18 protein-coding genes and 3 tRNA genes are annotated in these 22644 nt (G+C 59.9%); 14 read left to right on the forward strand and 7 right to left on the reverse strand.

The genetic code is table 11. From position 1 onward, the window contains the following. Positions 1-2 precede the first annotated feature (2 nt). On the forward strand, positions 3-338 hold the full coding sequence (locus tag BM344_RS17135; RefSeq protein ID WP_091992402.1) for a YqcC family protein: 336 nt from the start codon (positions 3-5) through the stop codon (positions 336-338). On the opposite strand, the gene nadC is transcribed toward BM344_RS17135, so the two are convergent. Further along, positions 339-1178 carry a carboxylating nicotinate-nucleotide diphosphorylase gene (nadC, locus tag BM344_RS17140; RefSeq protein ID WP_091992403.1) on the reverse strand — a complete coding sequence of 280 codons (840 nt, stop codon included), beginning with the start codon at positions 1176-1178 and terminating at the stop codon, positions 339-341. Positions 1179-1421: 243 nt separating this feature from the next. On the opposite strand from nadC, the gene BM344_RS17145 reads away from it, so the two are divergent. The 4 genes from BM344_RS17145 to BM344_RS17160 all read left to right on the forward strand — a co-directional run bounded on the left by BM344_RS17145 (position 1422) and on the right by BM344_RS17160 (position 7482). Continuing rightward, positions 1422-3725 carry a DUF1631 domain-containing protein gene (locus BM344_RS17145; protein ID WP_091992404.1) on the forward strand — a complete coding sequence of 768 codons (2304 nt, stop codon included), beginning with the start codon at positions 1422-1424 and terminating at the stop codon, positions 3723-3725. A 69-nt stretch (positions 3726-3794) separates the two neighbouring features. Then, positions 3795-4430 carry a 1,6-anhydro-N-acetylmuramyl-L-alanine amidase AmpD gene (gene ampD / locus BM344_RS17150; protein ID WP_407656875.1) on the forward strand — a complete coding sequence of 212 codons (636 nt, stop codon included), beginning with the start codon at positions 3795-3797 and terminating at the stop codon, positions 4428-4430. Continuing rightward, a complete protein-coding gene (locus tag BM344_RS17155) occupies positions 4421-5308 on the forward strand; it encodes a histidine kinase (protein WP_091992405.1) in 888 nt (295 codons plus the stop codon). Before ampD ends, BM344_RS17155 begins: the two co-directional genes overlap by 10 nt. A 143-nt stretch (positions 5309-5451) precedes the next feature. Beyond that, positions 5452-7482 carry a methyl-accepting chemotaxis protein gene (locus tag BM344_RS17160; RefSeq protein ID WP_091992406.1) on the forward strand — a complete coding sequence of 677 codons (2031 nt, stop codon included), beginning with the start codon at positions 5452-5454 and terminating at the stop codon, positions 7480-7482. Between the two features lie 39 nt (positions 7483-7521). On the opposite strand, the gene BM344_RS17165 is transcribed toward BM344_RS17160, so the two are convergent. From BM344_RS17165 to BM344_RS17185, 5 genes are all read right to left on the reverse strand, one after another. After that, positions 7522-8079 carry a cob(I)yrinic acid a,c-diamide adenosyltransferase gene (locus BM344_RS17165; protein ID WP_091992407.1) on the reverse strand — a complete coding sequence of 186 codons (558 nt, stop codon included), beginning with the start codon at positions 8077-8079 and terminating at the stop codon, positions 7522-7524. Between the two features lie 14 nt (positions 8080-8093). Then, positions 8094-8987, reverse strand: coding sequence for a ketopantoate reductase family protein (locus tag BM344_RS17170; protein WP_091992408.1), 894 nt, complete (start codon positions 8985-8987; stop codon positions 8094-8096). Positions 8988-8992: 5 nt separating this feature from the next. Continuing rightward, entirely contained in the window at positions 8993-11845 is a 2853-nt protein-coding gene (locus BM344_RS17175; protein ID WP_091992409.1) for a valine--tRNA ligase, read from the reverse strand. A gap of 241 nt (positions 11846-12086) precedes the next feature. Further along, a complete protein-coding gene (locus BM344_RS17180) occupies positions 12087-12608 on the reverse strand; it encodes a DNA polymerase III subunit chi (protein WP_091992410.1) in 522 nt (173 codons plus the stop codon). Beyond that, positions 12598-14088 carry a leucyl aminopeptidase gene (locus BM344_RS17185; protein ID WP_091992411.1) on the reverse strand — a complete coding sequence of 497 codons (1491 nt, stop codon included), beginning with the start codon at positions 14086-14088 and terminating at the stop codon, positions 12598-12600. Before BM344_RS17185 ends, BM344_RS17180 begins: the two co-directional genes overlap by 11 nt. A gap of 237 nt (positions 14089-14325) precedes the next feature. On the opposite strand from BM344_RS17185, the gene lptF reads away from it, so the two are divergent. Both lptF and lptG read left to right on the forward strand, forming a co-directional pair. Next, a complete protein-coding gene (gene lptF / locus BM344_RS17190; protein WP_091992412.1) occupies positions 14326-15435 on the forward strand; it encodes an LPS export ABC transporter permease LptF in 1110 nt (369 codons plus the stop codon). Further along, positions 15422-16483: an LPS export ABC transporter permease LptG gene (gene lptG, locus BM344_RS17195; RefSeq protein WP_091992413.1), complete on the forward strand. Its 1062-nt coding sequence runs from the start codon at positions 15422-15424 to the stop codon at positions 16481-16483. The genes lptF and lptG overlap by 14 nt, the downstream gene beginning before the upstream one ends. Positions 16484-16501: 18 nt before the next feature. On the opposite strand, the gene BM344_RS17200 is transcribed toward lptG, so the two are convergent. Further along, on the reverse strand, positions 16502-17074 hold the full coding sequence (locus BM344_RS17200) for an RDD family protein (protein WP_091992414.1): 573 nt from the start codon (positions 17072-17074) through the stop codon (positions 16502-16504). 141 nt (positions 17075-17215) lie between these two features. Here BM344_RS17200 and alaS point away from each other — a divergent pair, with 141 nt between their 5' ends. From alaS to BM344_RS17235, 7 genes are all read left to right on the forward strand, one after another. Further along, positions 17216-19846, forward strand: coding sequence for an alanine--tRNA ligase (gene alaS, locus BM344_RS17205; protein ID WP_091992415.1), 2631 nt, complete (start codon positions 17216-17218; stop codon positions 19844-19846). Between the two features lie 105 nt (positions 19847-19951). After that, entirely contained in the window at positions 19952-21187 is a 1236-nt protein-coding gene (locus tag BM344_RS17210) for an aspartate kinase (protein WP_091992416.1), read from the forward strand. A 188-nt stretch (positions 21188-21375) separates the two neighbouring features. Beyond that, entirely contained in the window at positions 21376-21573 is a 198-nt protein-coding gene (csrA, locus tag BM344_RS17215; RefSeq protein ID WP_008172808.1) for a carbon storage regulator CsrA, read from the forward strand. Between the two features lie 126 nt (positions 21574-21699). Continuing rightward, positions 21700-21790: transfer RNA gene (locus BM344_RS17220), tRNA-Ser, on the forward strand. Between the two features lie 61 nt (positions 21791-21851). Then, positions 21852-21928 (forward strand) — tRNA-Arg (locus BM344_RS17225). A gap of 26 nt (positions 21929-21954) precedes the next feature. Then, positions 21955-22031, forward strand: a tRNA-Arg gene (locus BM344_RS17230). Positions 22032-22408: 377 nt separating this feature from the next. After that, a complete protein-coding gene (locus BM344_RS17235; RefSeq protein ID WP_091992417.1) occupies positions 22409-22600 on the forward strand; it encodes a hypothetical protein in 192 nt (63 codons plus the stop codon). The last annotated feature ends 44 nt before the right edge of the window (positions 22601-22644 follow it).

The raw sequence follows: 22644 nt of genomic DNA on the forward strand, positions 1-22644 counted from the left end.
TTATGAGCACACCAGACGATCAGCTTGGCCAGGTTGCGGACAGCCTGTTACGCATCGAGATGGAGCTCCGGCGCCTGGGGCTCTGGGAGGCGGAGTCGCCACCAGACGAAGCCTTCCAGAGCACACAGCCATTCTGTATCGACACGCTGGAATTTCCCCAGTGGCTACAGTTTGTTTTCGTCGCAAGGATGAAGGTGATTATCGAAAGCGACCATTCACTGCCGGCCACCTCGGGTATTGCGCCCATGGCCGAAGAGCATTTCCGGGGGCGGCCGGAATCTGGAAATGCGTTGGTTCGGGAGCTGGAGGAAATAGACCGGTTGTTGTCCAGCGAGTAATCAGTCGAGCCGCATGGACAGGTCCACGGCCTTGACATCCTTGGTCAGCGCGCCGATGGAGATGTAGTCCACACCGGTTTCCGCGATGGGCACCAGTGTCGAGGCATTGATGCCTCCGGATGCTTCGAGTTTCGCCCGGTCGCCGGTCCGGGCGACGGCGGTGCGCATATCCTCAAGCGTGAATTCATCCAGCATAATAATGTCTGCACCGGCGCTCAGGGCCTGTTCCAGTTCGTCCAGATTCTCGGTTTCCACTTCGACGGGTTTTCCCGGTGCGATCTGACGGGCTGCCCGGACTGCATCTGCGATCGAGCCGCACGCCGCAATGTGGTTTTCCTTGATCAGGAAGGCGTCCCAGAGCCCGATCCGATGGTTGTAGCAACCACCACAGGTCACGGCGTATTTCTGGGCAAGACGCAGGCCCGGTAAGGTCTTTCGGGTGTCCAGCAGACGTACGTTCGTGTGGGCGACCCTGGCGGCATAGGCGGCGCAGGCAGTGGCCACACCCGACAAAGTCTGCAGCCAATTGAGAGCGGCACGCTCGGCACCCAGCAGGCTGCGAGCCGCCCCGTCCATGGTGAACAGTAACTGATCGGGTGCCACGGTATCGCCATCGGCGACCTGCCAGTCCAGCGTTACGGTTGGATCCACCTGGCGAAACACCTCCTCTACCCACGCGCGGCCTGCAATTGTCGCCGACTCCCGCGTAATCACGCGGGCGGTCGCCCGCTTATGTTCCGGGATCAGCATGGCCGTGATGTCGCCGTCCCCCATGTCTTCCCGCAGACTCTGGGCGACGTTTTCGATTCTGGCCTGCCGGAGACGTTCTGGTGTGATCATAGGGCGCTTCATGTCCGTAACTGGTGGGAGAGGGTTCTGAGGCCACAATTCTAAAGCCCGTTCGGCAAATCGCCAAACCCCAACCGGCCCCTGCTAAACTGCGATAGCAGACCCTGAAAACGTGACGAAGTTCAGGTCTACACAAAAGGTGACAAATTCTGACACAAGGTGACGCAGCGAGCTCGTATCATGCTTTGATAAGAGAGTCTCTCAATTGAAAGTGACAGCAGGCGGAGCAGCGACATGGCGCACGATAACAAGGTTGTCCGATTTTCCGGCCAGAAGTCGCCCGGACGGTTCGACCTGCCGTCCGCGCTGATTCATTTACGTGACGCATCGGGTCAGTCTCTGAAGTCTGTGCTCGGGGCGTTTTTTGACCGCGCGGACGATGCGCTGTTCGAGCTGGCCGATCGCGCCGGTTCCAATCTGGACCAGACTGCCTACTTTGATGCCATGCGTGAGCTGCGCCTGCGGCGCAAAGCGATGGTGGTATCCATACTCCAGTACGTCAGTCAGGCGTTCAATGAAATCGGACGATTCCAGCCTCAGCAGGCCACCCATGCCCTCGACGACATTGACCAGGACTCTCTCAGCCTGGTGGACCATTCCGAGTTGGAACAACAGGTTGCCGTCGATAACCTGATCAACAAACTGCGCAACCGCTATACGGAACAGATTCGTCTGCTGACCATTCGGGTGGGGCATCTGGTGCCGGGTATTGAACTCAGGGATGCGCAGATGCCGCTGAGCCCGGAAATTATTTGCGGTGGTCTCGCCGAAGCCTGTGCCGATCTGGATATCGACATTCGGGCGAAACTTGTGGTTCTCAAGCTGTTCGACCGCCTGCTGGCGGATACGCTGGGTGATTTCTACCAGGAGGCGAACCGGACTCTGATCAAAGAGGGAGTTTTGCCGGACATGAAGCGTCCTCCTGCTGGTAAAGGGGCTGTTCAGTCCCCACAACACTCTGGTAAAGGACAATCAACAGCATCCGGAAAGGGCGGCGCGACGGCCAAAGACGAAAGCGAAGGGGCTACGGGAGGTTCCCAGGCCACTTTTTCGGAGCTCAGCGCACTGCTGCACAAGGGGGATGGCGGATATACCTCCGGCACACGTGAGGGCGGTGAAGGTTACATCGATACCGATCGGCTGGTGGCCAGGTTAACCGAGGCCCAGGCGAGCAGTCGGCAGTGGGACGAGGGCGTTGTGATCCCGCTCAATGAACAGCTGGGTCCGTTGCTGCGAGGAGGCGATGGTAAAAGCCTGAACCCCGGGCAGGTCGATCGCGATGTTATTAACCTGGTGTCCATGCTGTTCGATTTTATCCTTGAGGATCGCCAGCTTCACCCGGTCATGAAGGCCTTGATCGGACGTCTGCAGATTCCCGTGCTCAAGGTGGCCCTGAGCGATCAGAACTTCTTCAATCGGGGTGGTCATCCGGTGCGCAAGTTGCTGAATGAGCTCGCGCTTTCGGCCATTGGCTGGACCGAGAAGAAGACCGGTCAGCGCGATCCGCTGCGGGAAAAAATCGAGTACGTGGTAGATCGGGTGCTCAACGAGTTCACCGACAATGTGGCGTTGTTTGATGAGTTGCTGAAAGACTTTAGCCACTTCATGGATCTGGACCGCCGGCGCCGGGAGCTCGTGGAGCAGCGCCTGCGCGACGCGGAGGAGGGGCGCGCCCGCCAGGAGCGCGCTTCCCATATTGCTCGGGAGTTGGTGGGTGAACTGACCGACCAGCGGGAGCTGCCTGAGCCAGTGGCCGGACTGTTGAACGAGGCCTGGAGCCGCTACCTGCAATGGTTGGCACTCCGCGAGGGTGAGGACAGCGAGCGCTGGCAACAGGCGCGAAAACTAACCGAGCGACTGGTGTGGAGCGTTGACCCGAGGCCGGTGACCGAGACCACAAGAAGCGATCTGCTCCGTGCCATCCCGGGTATCGTGGATGAGCTGCGCAGGGCGTTGCAGGATATCTCCTGGGATCCGTTTGCGACCGATGCGGTCATCCGTGACCTTGAGCTGGTGCATGTAGATGTCTTCCAGAGGCTGGTAACCGCACCGTCCCGCGAGGAACCCGAGCAGGCCGGGCCTGATGGGGTAGCCGATGGCGCTGCTCAGGCTGTTCCCGCGGATACAGAGCCGCAAGTAACAATCGATGCATCGGTGGCTCCGGCCGACGCGCCTGCCGAGAATGGGACGCCGATGACGCCAGAGCCACCGGTAGAGACGGAGGCAGTGGCGACCGCCAGCGAATCGGGGGCAGTGTCTGTTCAGTGGCTGGAGCGGGCTGATAGTCTGCGGGTAGGCTCCTGGATCGAGCTCAGCCGTGATGACGCCAAGGTACGTTGCAAACTGGCGGCTTTCATCAAGGCAACGGGCAAGTACATTTTTGTCAATCGCAGTGGCGCGAAAGTGGCGGAGTACCAACGGGAAGAGCTGGCGGCGGAAATGGAGTCCGGTAATGTTGCCATGCTTGATGATGGTCTGATCTTCGATCGGGCACTGGAATCCATCATCGACAACCTGCGCAGCAGCCGTAAAGACTGATCCGTAGCAACCGCAAGCGCTTTGTGATTCAATCTGCAGGTGTAATCCTCTGAAACCGTTGGAATTACCTTGTCAGATCCAGATGCCTTGCCTGAAAACCCGACGCCTTCCACAGAGGAGGCGACACGGCTCCGGGAAACCGGGCATATCCGGGGCGCCCGTTGGTGTCCATCGCCGAATTTCGGGCCTCGCCCGGAAGGTACCGGCATTTCCCTTCTGGTGATTCACAACATCAGTCTGCCGCCCGGCCAGTTCGGCGGACCTGAAATCGAAGACTTCTTCTGCAATCGTCTTGACGCTTCGGCCCACCCGTTCTTCCAGACTATTGCCGGTGTCGAAGTATCCTCCCACCTGCTGATCCGTCGCGACGGGTCGGTCATCCAGTTTGTCAATCTGCATGACAGGGCCTGGCATGCGGGCCGGTCCAGCTTCGAGGGGCGGGAGGAGTGCAACGACTACTCCATCGGAATCGAGCTGGAGGGTACTGATCACATACCCTACACCGAGGCCCAGTATCGCCAGCTGGCCACCGTGGCCCGCGAGATCATGGCGGCCTGGCCTGAGATTACGCAAGCACGCATCACCGGCCACAGTGACATTGCGCCGGGCAGAAAGACCGATCCGGGCCCTGCCTTTGACTGGTCACTTTTTCGAGCCATGGTGCATTCCGGGCGTGCTTCCGGGGAGGCGGCGGAATGGAGCTGATTGTGTTTCTCCTGGCTTACTCGGTGCGCAGGCGCCTCGACTCCCTTGACAGGCTTCATGGTGATGAGCTCTGGCGGCGCTGGTTCCACAACGGCCGCAAAGCCCGTGCAGGGCATGAAGCGGATGTATACGCCGGCCTCGCCCTGGTTCTGCTGCCAGCGCTGATTCTGGGGCTTGCCGAGTATGTGCTGGTGGTGTCTGACTGGCGAATGGCGGCTTATCCGGCAGATTTCCTGATCCTTGTGCTGCTGATGGGCACACCCGGCTGGCGCCAGTTGTTGCGGGCCTATGCAGAGGCCTGGCAGCGGGGCGACATGCAGGCCGCGTGGCACCATATCAAAGACCGGCTGCCGGCGGCTGAGCGAGGCGCCGCCCTCTCGCCCGAAGCGATGCACCTGTCCCTGTCGAGGGCGCTGCTGGTGTCGGTGTTCCAAAGGTTTTTCCTGGTGGCGTTCTGGTACATGGTCGGAGGCGTGGCGCTGGCGGTGCTGGCACGGGGGCTGGTGGCACTGGCAGACCAATGGCCTCAGGCCGCAGCGCGGCCACGGTTTGCACGGATGGCGGAGTGGGCAGGCTGGATTCCTGCGCGGCTGCTGTCGGTGACCTTCGGTATTGCCGGCGACCTCGCCGGCTGGTTGCGGGAAATGGGTAAATCCTTGTCTGGCGTCAGGAGAAAAGCGGGCGACGTGCTCATGATTTCCGCCAGCGGGTCGTTAACCGGGTATGCGCTGGAACCGGACCGTTTCTCCCGGTTGCATCCGGAGGACTGGACGAGCTTCGGTGGTCGGAGCCTGGCAGCGCTGCGGGATCTCCTGAACCGGAGCATGCTGGTGTGGATCTGCACGCTCGCATTGTTGGTGATTTCGGGGGTCGTGTAAGCAAAATTTTTGAAAATATTACAGATTATCACCAAATAAAGCTTAAGTTTTTACGACTTTAGGCGACAATAGAATAAAAGAAGAACGAGAACAGAAAAACCAGAATAAACGTTCCGTTGTTACCTGCCAGTACGAGGGTCGTTGTGAAGCAACTTATCAATCCCGCCATTGCCCTGATGAACCGTCTCCCGATGGTTTACAAGTTCAGCCTCATCAGCATTCTGTTCCTGCTACCGATTGGCGCGCTGTCGTGGCTGGTTATCTCGGAGCTCAATCAGTCGGTTCAGACCATGAACCGCGGCGTTGAAGGCCTCGAGCAGTTGCAACAGGTGGACCGCCTGGTGGACGCAGCGATGGATTACCGCGATTACCGCTCACCCGCCATCATAAAGGATGAAGGTGCGATCCGGGCGGTGTCTGAAGAAGCCGCAGACGCGGTGGCGGCGGCCTTCGAGGCGCTGACGGCGGAGCCGCGTTCGTTCGATACCTCCGGCGCCTGGCTGGACCAGGTTGAGGCGCTGCGCAAGGACTGGGAGGCCCTGCGCGCCGATGATAATTATCAGGGCAGCTTCGATCCGCAGTTCAAGTACTACCAGGAGTTCGTCCAGAAGGCCCAGGCGCTGCTATCGGCCACGATCGAGATTTCCGGCCTGAGCCAGGGGGCCTCCCGTGAGAATCAGTTGATCCTGGGCCTGGTGCGGGATTCGCTCCCTGCTGCCCGAACTGTTATCGGTCGGGCAAAATCCTATGGCATCTATGCGCTCGTGGAAGGACAGGTTGGCTACGCTCTCAGTGAGACCCTCAACGAGATCTATGACCAGTTGACCAACCGGAGTTCACTGCTGACCCCGGCGCTGTCAGTGGCCTCGGACGCGTCTCCCGCACTTGTTGCCAAAGCAGGCGATGCCCTGAACAAGGTGGATGAGAGCCTTATGGTGGTTCGAGACGAGCTGGATCAGAATGTGATCACGCCCATGCGCCTGGAAATGCCGTGGACCGAGTACGACAGCCTGATGTCGGCGCAGCTGGGCTACTACGATGAGCTCAAACAAGCGGCTTTCGAAGTGGTTGAGACCAACCTTCGGGGCCGGCTCGACAGCGAGATCAACCAGCGCACGCTAATCCTGGTTGCGCTGGTGGCGGTGTTGCTGGTGGTGGTGTACCTGTACATCGGGTTCTTCATGTCGGTGCGCACCGCGATCAACCGGTTCAGCCAGGCGGCCCGCAGCGTGGCCGCCGGTGACATGACCACGCACATTCACCTGCGCAATCGTGACGAGCTGGGTGAGCTGACCACCGAGTTCAATAATATGACGGACCGCATTGCCGAGCTGATTCGGTCGGTCAGTCGCACCACGGCGGACGTGGACCAGCAGGCTACACGGGTGAACGATACTGCCGCAGCCAACAGCGAGGCGGTTGCCCGGCAGATGGAAGAAAGCGGCCAGATCAACGAAGCCATGAACCAGATGGTGGATGCGGTGAATGAGGTAACTGAAAGCGCCCACCGGGTGGCCGACAGTGCCGGTAACGCCGAGCGCGACACCGAAACCGGTCGCGGAGTGGTCGCTGACACCGTGAAAACCATCAATCACCTGGCCACGGAAATTTCCGGTGCGGTGGAGGTTATCAACCGGGTAAGCAAGGACAGTGACAACATCAGTCAGGTGCTGGTCGAAATCAAGGCGATTGCCGAACAGACCAACCTGTTGGCGCTGAATGCGGCTATTGAGGCGGCCCGCGCGGGCGAACAAGGCCGGGGCTTCGCGGTGGTGGCCGATGAGGTACGTTCCCTGTCCCAGAGGACCCACAAGTCCACCGAAGAAATTGAGGGAATGATTTCCAGGCTGCAGAGCGGCGTCAAGGATGCCGTCTCGGCCATGACCAACAGCCGGGATGTTACGGAAACGACGGTTCAGAAGTCCGGGGAAGTTACCGAAGCCCTGGATCGCATTGCCAATGGCATTGCGGTGATTGTGGACATGAGCCACCAGATCGCCCAGGCGGCGGAGGAGCAGTCGGCGGTCGCCAGGAACGTTAACGCCAACGTGGAGCAGATCGGCGAACTCGGCAAGAGCACCGCCGCCAATGCCGAGGAGACGCTCGCCTCCTCAAGGGAGATGTCGGAGCTGACGGCCTCGCTTCAGCGGCTGGTGGAAGCCTTCAAGGTCTGAGCCAAGAGCGCGCGGTTACAGACGCCCGAAATCCGGCCCCTAGAGGCCGGATTTTTTTTGTTCCCAGAGAATCTCTTCGCCGCCATTCCGGCGGGCCAGAACCCGGGCGATGACGAACAGAAGGTCTGACAGCCGATTGAGGTAGTGCCGCGAGGCCGTGTTGATGGAGTCTTCGTGGCCGAGGGCAACCACAACACGCTCGGCCCTCCGGCACACGGCCCGGGCCAGATGGCACTGGGCGGCGGCGGGACTGCCGCCGGGCAGCACAAAGTTCTTCAGGGGCGGCAGGTCTTCATTGTGCCGATCCAGGGTGCTCTCCAGCCATTCGATATGGTCGTCGCCGATCACCCGGCTGCCGGGAATGGCGAATTCGCCGCCCAGGTCGAACAGGTGGTGCTGGATCCGGCGCAGGCTATCCACGAACTCATCGTCGCTGTCGAGGGTTTCGATCAGCAGGCCGATGTGGCAGTTGAGTTCGTCAGCGGTGCCCATGGCTTCTACCCGTTGGGCGTTCTTGGCAATGCGGTTGCCGTCCGCCAGGCCAGTGGATCCGTCGTCTCCGGTGCGGGTGTATATCTTGGAAAGGCGATTGCCCATGTATCTGCTCCTGATCAATGTGGCGACAGTTGTTGTACCTGTTCGGTCAGCATCTGGTTCACCGGTGTCGCGATTCCCAGTTCCTTGCCCCGCCGGACCAGGTAGCCGTTGATGAAGTCAATCTCTGTGGTACGGCCCCGAAGCACATCGGCCCGCATCGACGAGGTGTTGTGAGCCGTTTTTCGGGCGACATCCTCGATGCGTTGGCGGAGGGTTTCCGGTGCGGTGGCTTTCTGGCCTGCGGCTGCCATTACCGCAGACAGCTCCTCACACAGGCCATCGATGGTCTCGCGATACAGGTGAGTCGTCAGTATCTCGCCATTGGGGCAATCCAGAATCGCCGTGTAGGGATTGATGCCCGCGTTCACCACCAGCTTTTGCCAGAGCCGGGACAGAATGTCGGGCTCCTGATGAAGCGTGAGGCCACTTTCAGCAAGTTGGGACGCTGCCCGCTCAACCACCTGGTCTGCCGCCTTTGTCATGGGCCCGATCCAGGTTTCGCCAGCGCCGGCGTGCACCAGCAGGTCTGTGTCGGGGCGATTGGCACCTTCGGTGGTGGTGGCAGCAAGTATGGGGCGTTCCGGCCACCGTTGGGCCACGGCCTGCTGGCTGCCGAGGCCGTTCTGGAACAACAGGATGGGGGTGGTTTCCGGAATCCGGTCGATCACGCAGGTGAGAGCGTCCAGGGTGTCGCCGGCCTTGGTGGTAACCAGAACCAGATCGGGTAGGTCGCCGGCGCCGAGCCAGGGGACCTGAATGCCGGTTTCCGGCCCGGTTACGGGCCGGAAACGGTAGCGGGTATCGGCGCCGGGCGGCTGCCCGGGACGGGCAAGGAATACCGCCTGGCCTGCGGGCAATCTTGCCGCCCAGAGCCGGCCCAGAGCGCCGGCGCCGAGGATCCCGATCATGGCGGTTACATGGCCTCGATGTCGGCCCTTTGCTGGCTCAGGCGGGCCTGGCTGCTCTGGGCGTCCCGGAGTTTTTCCTGCTCCTTTTCAACCACGTCGGCCGGGGCGTTGGCGGTGAACTTCTCGTTACCCAGCTTGCCTTCCAGGCGGCCGATTTCCTTCTGCAGGCGCTCCAGTTCCTTGTCCAGGCGCTTGAGCTCGGCGTCCTTGTCGATCAGGCCGGCCATGGGCACCAGCACTTCCATCTCGCCCACCAGCTGGGTGGCCGACATGGGGGCCTTGCCGCCATCGAACCACTCCAGGCTCTCGAGCTTGGCCAGGGAGATCAGGAACTGGCGGTTGTCGTTCATCCGCCGCTGGTCCTCCGCGTCTTTGCCCCGCAGCAGCACCGGAATCTTTTTCGCCGGAGAGATATTCATCTCGCCCCGGATGTTACGAACCGCCACGATCACGCCCTTGAGCCACTCGATGTCGGCGGTAACGCTGGCGTCCTGTTTGCTTTCATCCGGCTGCGGGAACGGCTGCAGCATGATGCTGTCGCCGGCCTTGCCAGCCAGGGGCGCGATCCGTTGCCAGATTTCTTCGGTGATGAAGGGCATGATCGGGTGTGCCAGTCGCAACACCGCTTCGAGTACCCGAACCAGAGTGCGACGGGTGCCACGCTTGGCTTCGGCGCTGGCGCTGTCGTCGTTCAGCGCCGGCTTGGACAGCTCCAGGTACCAGTCGCAGTACTCGTTCCAGATGAACTCGTACAGGGCGTAGGCGGCCAGATCGAAACGATACTGGTCCAGATGGCGAATGACCTGCTGCTCGCAGTTCTGCAGCTCACTGATAATCCAGCGGTCGGCCAGGGAAAGCTCCACCGGCTCGTCATTAACGCCGCAGTCCTCGCCTTCGGTGTTCATGAGCACATAACGGGCGGCGTTCCACAGCTTGTTGCAGAAATTGCGATAGCCCTCAAGGCGCTTCATGTCCCAGTTGATGTCACGGCCGGTAGTGGCCATGGCCGCCAGGGTGAACCGGAGGGCGTCGGTGCCGTGGGCTGCAATGCCCTCGGGGAACTCTTTCTTGGTGCGCTTGCCGATCTTCTCTGCCAGCTTGGGCTGCATCAGGTTGCCGGTGCGCTTCTCCAGCAGGTCGTCCAAACTGATGCCGTCAATCATGTCCAGCGGATCAATAACGTTGCCCTTGGACTTGGACATCTTGTCGCCGTGCTCGTCCCGGATCAGGCCGGTGACGTACACGGTGTGGAAGGGCACCTGGGGTGTGCCGTCTTCGTTTTTCATGAAGTGCATGGTCATCATGATCATCCGGGCAACCCAGAAGAAGATGATGTCGAAGCCGGTGACCAGCACATCGGTCGGGTGGAAGGTTTTCAGGCGCTCGGTAATCTCCGGCCATCCCAAGGTTCCGAAGGTCCAGAGGGCTGAGCTGAACCAGGTATCCAGAACGTCTTCGTCCTGCTCCAGGGCAACGTCCGCGGCCAGATTATGCTTCTGGCGCACTTCTTCCTCGCTGCGACCCACGTAGATGTTGCCGTCGGCGTCGTACCAGGCCGGAATCCGGTGGCCCCACCACAGTTGACGGGAGATACACCAGTCCTGGATGTCCCGCATCCAGGCAAAGTACATGTTCTCGTACTGCTTGGGCACGAACTGGATACGGCCATCTTCGACGGCCTCGATGGCGGGCTTGGCTAGGGTCTTGGCGTCGGCGAACCACTGGTCGGTCAGCATGGGCTCGATGATCAGGCCAGAGCGATCACCCCGGGGAACGCTGAGCACATGGTCTTCGATGTTCTCCACCAGGCCCTCGGCTTCCATGTCGGCCACGATCTGCTTGCGGGCGGCCTCGCGGGTCAGGCCGGCGTAGGCGTCGGGCAGGGTGCCATCAAGCTCGGTGTTTTCGGTGCCGTCGGCGTTGAACACTTCGGCCACGGCGCGGATGTTGGCATCCTGGGTCATGACGTTAATCATGGGCAGGTTGTTGCGCTTGCCCACGGCGTAGTCGTTGAAGTCATGGGCCGGCGTGATCTTCACACAGCCGGAACCTTTCTCGGGATCGGCATGGTGGTCGGCCACGATGGGAATGCGGCGGTTCACCAGCGGCAGCATTACGTGCTTGCCGATCAGGTGCTGGTAGCGTTCGTCGTCCGGGTGAACGGCCACGGCGGTGTCGCCCAGCATGGTTTCCGGGCGGGTGGTTGCCACCACCAGGTAATCCTTGCCGTCTTTGGTCTGCACGCCGTCAGCCAGCGGGTAGCGCAGATGCCAGAAAAAGCCTTTCTCTTCCTTGTTTTCCACTTCCAGGTCGGAAATGGCGGTGTGCAGTTTCGGGTCCCAGTTCACCAGGCGCTTGCCGCGATAGACCAGGCCCTCGTCGTACAGGCGGATGAACACTTCCTGAACGGCCTTGTAGAAGCCGTCGTCCATGGTGAAGCGTTCGTTGTCCCAGTCCACGGAGTTGCCGAGGCGGCGGATCTGGCGGGTGATGGTGCCGCCGGAGTGTTCTTTCCAGTCCCAGATGCGCTTGATGAACTCTTCCCGCCCCAGGTCGTGGCGGGTCTTGTCTTCTTCAGCGGCCAGTTTGCGCTCGACCACCATCTGGGTGGCGATGCCGGCGTGGTCGGTACCAACGGTCCACAACGCGTTGCGGCCCTGCATGCGCTTGAAGCGGGTGAGGGTATCCATGATGGTGTGCTGGAACGCGTGGCCCATGTGCAGGCTGCCGGTGACGTTGGGCGGCGGGATGGCGATGCTGTAGGACTCACCTTCGCCGCTGGGACGGAAGTAACCTTTGGACTCCCAGTTTTCGTACCACTGGCGCTCGATGTTTTCTGGCTGGTAGGTTTTTTCCATGGGGTTCTGCAGTGACCGTTGGTTGATTCACAAGGGAAAATTGAGACGCTCGATTATACATGGTCGCCGGTGATGCGGCGAACCCCTGTGATTTCCCAGCCTGCAACCTGGGAGGCTTGCAGAGTTAGGACAGGCTTTCCAAAAACCGCTACGAGCACATCCATGTGCGCTTCTCTCAGGCCGTCCCTGGCCTTCGAGATTTTTGGAAAGCCTGTCCCAACTCTGCAGATCGGATTAGGTGCTATTCGCCCCGGAGTTTTCTCTGGTCATGCACCCGCGGTTCAATCCCCAATGCCCGTAACTGCTTGAAATGCGAACGGGCCTGGTTCAGGGCATGGGGATCGTTATGGGCAACCAGGGCCAGCCGCTTGAACCGATCCGCATCCGCGGGCAGCGTTGCCGAAAGAATGATCACGGTATCCCAGTCTTCAGCCACCGGCGGGCACAGCAGGATGCCGACGGGATCGGTGCAGGTGGTGGCGGAATCGGGAACAACGCTATGAGGGATGAACGCGTCCGGGCTGAAGTTCCAGAGCAGGTCGTCCAGCTCGTCTGCGTGTTGCATGGTATCGCACACGATGCACACGCGGTCCCCCTGCTGCCAGGCTTTGTCCACGAGCTTGGCGGCGTGGAGGTTGCGGGCTGCGGGCGTGTTCTGGGCGAGGATGTGGAACCAGTAGCGTTGGTTCCGGTCCTCCTGCCCGGAAGAACCGGCAGCAGGGCTGCCGGGTTCCGGAGAGGGCGGCGGGTTGTTATCCGGCATGGGACATCAGGTAGTCGACCAGCAGGGGCACCGGGCGGCCGGAGGAGCCTTTGGCCTTGCCGGAGTGCCAGGCGGTGCCGGCGATGTCCAGATGCGCCCAGCGGTAGTCCTTGGCAAATCGCGACAGGAAGCAGGCCGCGGTGATGGTGCCTGCGGGCCGGCCGCCGATATTGGCCATATCGGCAAAGTTGCTGTCGAGTTGGCTCTGGTATTCGTCCCACAGCGGCAGACGCCAGGCGCGGTCACCGGCGCGCTCGCCAGCAGCCAGCAGTTCGTTGGCCAGCTCGTCGTTGTTGGCGAGCAGGCCGGTGGCATGGTTGCCCAAGGCAATGATGCAGGCACCGGTGAGCGTGGCCAGATCAATGACAGCCGCCGGGTCGAATTTCTTCACGTAGGTAAGGGCGTCGCACAGTACCAGTCGGCCCTCGGCGTCGGTGTTGAGAATCTCGACCGTCATGCCGGAGAGGGTGGTGACAATGTCCCCCGGGCGGGAGGCGCCGCCATCCGGCATATTTTCGGCGGCCGCGATCACCGCCACCACGTTGATCTTCGGTTTGGTTTCAGCCAGCACTTTCATGGCCCCGAAGACGCTGGCGGAGCCGCCCATGTCGTATTTCATTTCGTCCATGGCTTCGCCGGGCTTCAGGCTGATGCCGCCGGTGTCGAAGGTGATGCCTTTGCCAACCAGTACGTGGGGTTTGTCCTTGGGCTTGCCGCCACGGTACTCCATCACGATCAGCCGGGGCGGCTGGGTGCTGCCCTTGCCGACGGCCAGGATGGTGTTCATGCCCAGCTTTTCCATCTGCTTTTCATCAAGCACTTCGGTCTTGATGGAGTCGTAGTCTTTGGCCATTTTCCGGGCCTGCTCGGCCAGCCATTCCGGGTGGCAGACGTTGGGCGGGGTGTTGCCCAGATCGCGGGTGAAATTCATGCCCCGGCCGGTGGCCAGGCCGAGGTTGAAGGCATCCTTCAGCGCCTTGCCGGCGCCGGAGGCCGCAACAACCACTTTGTTCAGCTTGCGTGCCGCCGGCTTTTCACTTTTGAACTCGCTGAACGAGTACAACTGGTCTTCCAGTACCCGGCCGATGAGGTTCAGGCGGGCCGCCTCTGAGCTCACGGCGTCCTCGCCAGTAACCGAAGTGTCGGTCAGGGCAATCAACGCGCTCTTGGAGGGGCCATCCTTGAGAGCGCCCATCATGGCGATCAGCGCCTTTCGATAGTTAGCCGGAGTACGGTCGTTGTCCTTCCCGGTGCCCAGCACCAACAGGCGGCTCCAGGGCTGATCCTTCAGGGGAATCGTCACCGTACTGGTGTTTTTGCCGGACAGGTCGCCGGCTTTCTCAAACGCTTTGATCAGCCCACCCAGGGCTTCGTCGGCCTGCACAGTCGATTCTGGCCAGGAGCCTTTCTCGGGCAAGCCGACCACAAGGCAGTCGGCTTTGGTGCTGACAATGGCTTTACTGCTCAGGCTGAAATTCATGGCAACTCCTGTTGGTTGTTCTGTCGACGCTCCGCCGCTGGCGGAATCGTTAGGGAATCTGATCTAGTCTAGCATTGGGGCTGGCGGGAACATTATCAAGCGATCGGGGCGGTGCCAACGCCCGGTCCGGGTGGTCTGACGTGCCCAACGCTCTGTCATTCGGCTACAAGGTTACATAGAATACGCGCTGTTCCCGGTAGCCATCACATTGCAACGCCCACGGCCAGAGAGTCCGACTTGAGCATTATATTCCGCTATCTGATACGCCAGATCATGGTCAGTATGATTGCTGTTTCCGGCATTCTGCTGCTGGTGTTCATGAGTGGCCGTTTCCTGAAGTATCTGGACAGCGCGGCGCAGGGAAGTATTTCCGCCGGTGTTCTGTTCGAAATCATGGCTTACCGGTTTCCGGGGTTTCTGGAGCTGATTCTGCCCCTTGGGCTGTTTATTGGCATCCTGCTCGCCTACGGACGTATGTATCTTGAAAGCGAGATGACCGTGCTTTTTGCCTGTGGCGTCAGTGATCGGGCACTTCTTGGCAAAACGCTACTGGGTAGCCTGCCCGTGATGATCGTTGTCGGTGCCATGAGTCTGTACATCTCCCCCTGGGGCATGAGCCAGGTAGAAAAGATATTCAACGAGCAGCGCAAGGCAACGGAATTCGAGATGCTGGCGCCGGGCCGGTTCCAGGACTTTTCCTCCGGTGGCCGTGTTACCTACACGGAGGGGCTCAGCGAGGACAAACGCCAGTTACAGGGCGTGTTCATTGCCGAGTATGCCGAGGACGGCAAGGGGCTGACGATCATTACCGCCGAGTCCGGCTCCCAGCTGGTGGATCCGGAAACCGGTAGTCGGTTCCTGATTCTGGAAGACGGCGGCCGGTTTGAAGGCGCAGCGGGTGAGCTGGATTACACCACCATCGATTTTGAAGCCTACGGGCTGAAAATCGAAAGCGGCCAGGCCGGCACCCGGGAATTGGAGGAGGGCACCAGCACCTGGAGCCTGATGCAGTCGGATCGTCCGGAAGATCGGGCACTGCTGCACTGGCGACTGTCGCTGCCTCTCATTGTGCCGGTGGTCACCTTGCTGGCCGTGCGACTCAGCCGGGTGAACCCCAGGCAGGGGCGGTTCTTCCACCTGCTGCCGGCGATGCTCGTCTACATCACCTATCTGGGTCTGCTGATTGTCGCCCGTGACTGGCTGGCGGAGGGCAAGGTGCCAGAGTGGATCGGCATGCTCTGGGTGCACGCGCTGTTCCTGGCATTCGGGCTCTGGCTGCAGTTTGGTCCGGCCTGGCTGTATCGCCGCCGGCTGACCAGGGAGGGGGCTGCCCATGCGCCGGATTGACGGTTATGTCATGCGCACGGTTGGCGGCGCGATGTTCCTGGTGATGGTGGTGGTGCTGTCACTGGACCTGATCTTCGCGTTCATCGCCGAGCTTGAGGATACCCGGAACGATTACCAGACCCTTCAGGCACTCTGGTATGTCGTGATGACACTGCCCCGACGAATCTACGACTACCTGCCCCTCGGGGCGTTCATGGGCTGCCTGGTGGGGCTGGGCTCCATGGCCAGTTCCTCGGAACTGACGGTGATCCGAGCGGCCGGTGTGTCCCTGAGGCGCATTGTCTGGTCTGCCATGAAGCCGGCTCTGCTGGTGGTGATTCTCGGTGTACTGATCGGGGAATACGTGGCACCACCGGCCGAGCGTGTCGCCCAGAGCGACAAGGCAGTGGCGCTGGGTGCCGGGAGTAACGTGGCATCGGCTTCCGGGGTCTGGCACAAGGAAGGCAATGTCTACATTCACCTGAACGCAGTTCAGCCTAACGGCGTGCTCCATGGCATCTCCCGCTTCCGGTTCGATGATCAGAGGCAGATGGTGTCGGCCAGCTTTGCCCGACGGGCGATCTACCAGGGCGACCACTGGCTTCTGGAGAACGTTCGCACCACCCGGCTGGAAGAGTCCCGAACGATTCGGGAAACCTCACCCAGCGAGCGCTGGGAAACCGGGCTCTCGCCGAGTGTGTTGAGCGTTCTGATCGTGAAGCCGGAAAATCTCTCCATGACGGGCCTCTATACCTATGCGTCCTATCTCGATGAACAGCGTCTTAACGCCGCGCCTTACTGGCTGGCGTTCTGGAAAAAGGCGTTGATGCCACTGGGAACGGCGGTGATGGTGCTGGTGGCCATCTCGTTCATTTTCGGCCCGCTGCGCTCGGTAACCATGGGCTTCCGGGTGTTCACAGGGCTGCTGGTAGGACTGCTGTTCAAATACATGCAGGATCTGCTTGGCCCCATGTCGCTGGTCTACGGCTTCAACCCGATGCTGGCGGTGCTGGTTCCGATTGCGATAAGCGCGGTGGCCGGCGCCTTGCTGATGCGACGGGCAGGCTGACCGCGTTAGAGGGCTTTTTCAACCGGTTTTGGGCGTCTTGTCCGCGCCGTGCTTCTTGTTGGCGGTTTCCCTGGGCACGGCAACCACCACACTCCCGGATAACCGATCGGTGACTGACAGACCGTTGATGGGGTAGAACAGGGCGATGATGGCGGGGATTGAAACCAGCAGAGTAACGGCGCCCACGTAATAACTTGCCAGCAGCGTCAGGAACAACACGGCGGCTGCCGTGATGTAGCGCTTCAGAGCCTGTGTCCAGCTCACGGACGTTCCGTCCAGATTCTCGATTCTTACCCGCCACACCTGCATGCCCAGGGTTTGGCCAATGCGGGTCCAGAAATAGGCGAAGAACAGGTAGAGCACCAGGAACAGCGTGAAGGTAAGGCCGGGATCGCCGGAGATCTGGCCCGCTTCGGCCATCTGTTCGTAGCGTTCCCAGCCGGTTATCCAGCCCGCTACCATGGTGTAGCCCCAGGTGGCGACCAGAAGGACGGCAATGCTGATCAGGCCGTCGTAAATAATGGCCAGAGCCCGCTTCAGAGCAGTGGCCGGTGGAAGCAGTTCCTCGGCGTCATGGAAGCGTCGGGGCATGGATTCTCCTGTGATGTTTCACGTTTTTCCTGTTCTCGGCGTGTGCTAGAGTAGCGGATTTGCACAGGCATGTAAGTATTCGTGTTCAATCGCGGACCCGGCGGCTCCCCCGGCGGGTTTCTGGAAAGGTATCAAAGGGCTATGAAAACCGCAGAATTGCGTCAGGCGTTCCTGGATTATTTCAAACAGCAAGGTCATACCATCGTTCCCAGCAGTTCTCTGGTACCTGCGGATGACCCGACGTTGCTGTTCACGAACGCCGGGATGAACCAGTTCAAGGACGTGTTCCTTGGTCGCGAAGAACGCGATTACAACCGGGCGACCACCTCACAGAAGTGTGTCCGCGCCGGCGGTAAGCACAACGACCTTGAGAATGTGGGTTACACCGCCCGCCACCACACTTTCTTCGAAATGCTTGGCAACTTCAGCTTCGGCGATTACTTCAAGCGCGAAGCCATCAACTATGCCTGGACCTTCCTCACTGGCAATGACTGGCTGGCTTTGCCCCAGGAAAAGCTCTGGGTAACGGTGTACGCCGAAGACGACGAAGCCTACGACATCTGGAACAAGGAAATCGGCGTGCCTTCCGACCGCATTGTGCGCATCGGTGACAACAAGGGTGCCCGCTACGCCTCGGACAACTTCTGGCAGATGGGCGATACCGGGCCCTGCGGTCCCTGCACCGAGATCTTCTACGACCACGGCCCGGACGTGGCCGGCGGCCCGCCCGGCTCGCCGGAAGAAGACGGTGACCGCTACATCGAGATCTGGAACGTTGTATTCATGCAGTACAACCGTACGGCGGACGGCGAGATGATGAAGCTGCCCAAGCCCTCCGTGGATACCGGCATGGGTCTTGAGCGTATTACCGCGGTGTTGCAGGGCGTGCACAGCAACTACGAAATCGATCTGTTCCAGGACCTGCTGGCGGCGGCATCATCGGTTCTGGGTGGTGCGGCAACCACCGAGGCCTCACTGCGAGTGGTGGCTGATCATATCCGCTCCTGTGCCTTCCTGATCGCCGACGGCGTGATGCCCTCTAATGAAGGCCGCGGTTTCGTGCTGCGCCGGATCATTCGCCGGGCGGCCCGTCATGGCAACAAACTGGGCGCAACTGGTCCGTTCTTCTACAAGCTGACCGGTGCGCTGGTGGAACTGATGGGTGAGGCCTACCCGCAGCTGGTCAGCAGCCGCACCCAGATCGAGAAGGTGCTGTTGCAGGAAGAGGAGCAGTTTGCCAAGACTCTCGACAAGGGGCTGCGCCTGCTCGAACAGGACATCGCCGAGCTCAAGGGCACCGAGATTCCGGGCGAGACCATCTTTACCCTGTACGACACCTATGGGTTCCCGGTAGACCTGACCAACGACATTGCCCGCGAGCGCGGCCTGACGCTGGATTACGAAGGCTACGAAAAAGCCATGGAAGCCCAGCGTGAGCGCGCCCGCGCGGCCAGCAAGTTCGGAATCGACTACAACGCCGAAGGCCTGCGGATCGAGGGTAAGACCGAGTTCACCGGCTATGAACACGTTGACGGCCACGAGAAGATTCGCGCCGTTATCGTCAACGGCGAAGAGAAAACCGCCGAGGCCGGCGACGAAGCGGTGGTGGTGCTCGAGCGTACCCCGTTCTACGCCGAATCCGGTGGCCAGGTGGGCGATACCGGCCTGCTGACCTGGAGCGGTGGCCGTTTCCAGGTAACCGACACTCGTAAGGAAGGTGACAACCACCTGCACCTGGGTACGCTGATCGAAGGTGAGCTGTTCCCGGGGCTGGAAGTGGATGCGCGCATCGACCACCGTCGTCGGGAGCGCACCAAGCGCAATCACTCTGCAACACACTTGCTGCACGCGGCACTGCGCAAGGTGCTCGGTGAACATGTGACCCAGAAAGGCTCTCTGGTAGACCCGGACAAGCTGCGCTTTGACTTCTCTCACTTCGAAGCGGTGACGCCGGAACAGTTGCGCGAAATCGAACGCCAGGTGAACGAGCAGATCCTCGAGAACACGCCGGTACAGACGGAAATTACTGACATGGAGCAGGCTCAGAAGAAGGGCGCCATGGCATTGTTCGGCGAGAAATACGGCGATGTGGTTCGTGTGCTCAGCATGGGCACCGACAACTACTCGGTGGAGCTGTGTGGCGGCACCCACGTTGGCCGCACCGGCGATATCGGGCTGTTCCGCATTACCTCGGAAAGTGGTATCTCCTCGGGTGTGCGCCGTATTGAAGCGGTCACCGGTCTGGGCGCTCTCGAGTGGATTGAGGGCACCGAGCGTACCCTGCGCGAGACGGCGCGTCTGGTGAAAGCCACCCGTGAATCCGTGGTTGAGAAAGTGCAGCAAACCCTGGATCGCAATCGCCAGCTTGAAAAAGACATCGACGCGCTGAAGGCCAAGCTGGCAAGCTCAGCCGGCAGCGACCTGGCGGCATCGGCAGTCGAAGTAGGCGGCCTGAAGGTGGTGGCCTCTGAACTGGAGGGCGCTGATCGCAAGTCCCTGATGGAAACCGCCGACCAGTTGAAGAACAAGTTGGGCGAGGGCGTGGTTGTTCTGGCCAGTGTTGAAGACGGCAAAGTGACCCTCGTTGCCGGCGTTACCAAATCTGCCACCGGAAAGATCAAGGCCGGTGACCTGATGAAGCATCTGGCGGCCCAGGTGGACGGCAAGGGTGGCGGTCGCCCGGACATGGCCCAGGGCGGCGGCAGCGATCCCTCCAAGCTGGCCGAGGCGCTGGCCGGTGTTCCGGCCTGGGTCGAGAAAAATATCGCGTAGGCAACTGTTTTCGCGGGCGGACCGGAGTTTATAATTCCGCCCGTTTGTTTCGAGTGGCGGGGCAGGGCCCCGCTGTGAGTTCCCTCTTCCGGATATTGGACGAAAATGGCTCTGTTGGTTCAGAAATTTGGTGGTACCTCGGTGGGATCCACCGAGCGTATCGAGGCGGTGGCCGAGAAGGTGTGCCGTTTCCGCAGGGAAGGCCACGATGTGGTGGTGGTTGTCTCCGCCATGAGCGGCGAGACCAACCGGTTGATTGCGCTGGCAAATCAGATCATGGAGGAGCCCACTCCCCGTGAAATGGACGTGCTGGTCTCAACCGGCGAGCAGGTCACCATTGCTTTGCTCTCCATGGCGTTGCAGAAACGGGGTTGTGAAGCCCGTTCCTACACCGGGGCGCAGGTGCGGATTGTGACCGACAGCAGCCATACCAAAGCGCGGATCAAGCAGATTGATGAACAGCGCATGCGTGAGGATCTGGACGCTGGCCGCGTGGTCGTCGTCGCCGGTTTCCAGGGCATTGATGACAACGGCAACATCACCACGCTCGGACGGGGCGGTTCGGATACCACGGCGGTAGCGCTGGCGGCGGCACTGAAAGCCGACGAATGCCAGATCTACACTGATGTGGACGGTGTCTATACCACCGATCCCCGGGTGGTGGACAGCGCACGGCGGCTGGATCGCATCACTTTTGAAGAAATGCTTGAGATGGCGAGTCTGGGGTCCAAAGTACTCCAGATTCGTTCCGTCGAATTTGCAGGCAAGTACAACGTTCCACTGAGGGTTCTTTCCAGCTTCCAGGAAGGCGAAGGCACCCTGATCACTCTTGAGGATGAAAACGCCATGGAACAACCGGTTGTTTCCGGCATTGCTTTTAACCGCGATGAAGCCAAACTGACCATATCGGGCGTGCCCGACACGCCGGGCAGCGCGCTGCGCATTCTCAAGCCGGTGAGTGATGCCAACATCGAGGTGGACATGATTGTCCAGAACGTGGGCGAGGACAACAAAACCGCATTCACGTTTACCGTTCACCGTAACGATTTCAAGCGGGCCAAAGCGGTGCTTGAGGGCGTGGCAAACGAACTGAGCGCGGGTGAAGTGACTGGTGATAGCAGGATCGCCAAGGTCAGTATTGTTGGTGTAGGCATGCGCTCCCATGCGGGTGTTGCCACCAAGATGTTCGGTGCCCTTTCCAATGAGGGTATCAACATTCAGATGATCTCCACCTCGGAAATCAAGATTTCTGTGGTGATTGATGAGAAATATCTTGAGCTTGCGGTTCGCGCACTGCACAGTGCTTTTGAGCTTGACAAGCCCGGGGTGGAAGAAGCCTGAAAACGCAAACGTCAGGTCGGTTTGCGGGGCTCAAGAAGAAAGAGAACCATTGGCTGAGCTTATGGAGATTAGTGTCCGTATAAGGGAATGTGCTTCTTTTGCACAGCTTGAGTTCTCACTATAAAAGCAAAAAAAGTAGAAATAATGATTTTTTCGGAACAGGTAGCTCTGGATAGGGAGTAAGGGATATGTTGATTTTGACTCGCCGCGTTGGCGAAACTCTGATGGTCGGCGACGACATCACCGTCACCGTTCTTGGAGTAAAGGGCAATCAGGTACGCATTGGCGTTAATGCCCCGAAGGAAGTTGCGGTACACCGTGAAGAAATCTATCAGCGAATTCAGTCGGAAAAAGGCTCTGAAGAGCCGGAACCCGGTAACAGCTGAAAGACCGAAAGCCGTTCATGGGAAACCTGAACGGCTTTTTTGATGGGCGGGGTAAGCGAGGCCGAAAAATCTCGTGTCAACCCTATGAAAACAGAAAAATTATGGTAGTATACGCCCCGTTCTCAAGGAGAGGTGGGTGAGTGGCTGAAACCAGTTCCCTGCTAAGGAACCATACGCATTGCGCGTATCGAGGGTTCGAATCCCTCCCTCTCCGCCATTTCCCTCCCGGGAAAAGAGACAGGCTGAATTAGCGTTCGGCCACTGCAATCGATCAATGTGCGGCTGTAGCTCAGCTGGATAGAGTACCTGGCTACGAACCAGGCGGTCGGAGGTTCGAATCCTCCCAGCCGCGCCATCGATCGACACTGCAACCAGTTTCAAGCGGCTGTAGCTCAGCTGGATAGAGTACCTGGCTACGAACCAGGCGGTCGGAGGTTCGAATCCTCCCAGCCGCGCCATATCAAATAAAAAACCCCGCCTTGTGCGGGGTTTTTTATTTGCAGATCTCGGAGTCTGCAAGGATTTGAACCGATAAGAGGTTCGACCGAAGCACACGAAGTGTGCTGAGGAGCGCCGGAGCCACGCGACGGCGACCCCGAAGGGGTGAGGGCCGAAGGCCCGAATAATCCTCCCAGCCGCGCCATATCAAATAAAAAACCCCGCCTTGTGCGGGGTTTTTTATTTGCAGATCTCGGAGTCTGCAAGGATTTGAACCGATAAGAGGTTCAATTGCTCCCGGTCAATTTAGAATTGATCAATATTTGCACAAACCTTGCCTTCACTCCTACGCTTATAAATGCAGGGACATTTATTATCGGAAAGAAGGAGTCGTGCTATGAACAAAACCATCAATGGCTCTTACGATAACCACGACCAGGCGAAAAACACCTGGGATGACCTGATTGCCACCGGCATTCCACGAGACAATATCTATCTGGATGAAGAGGCCAAACTGGTCAAGGTCATTGTTCCGGAGGAGACAGAGCGCGAGGTGCGCGAGATTTTTGATCGCCACAGGTTGCACTGAGCGCCCGGGCGCTCCGATTTAAACCGGGGCGCCCCGTTCATCAT

Source organism: Marinobacter gudaonensis (assembly GCF_900115175.1).
GTDB lineage: Bacteria > Pseudomonadota > Gammaproteobacteria > Pseudomonadales > Oleiphilaceae > Marinobacter > Marinobacter gudaonensis.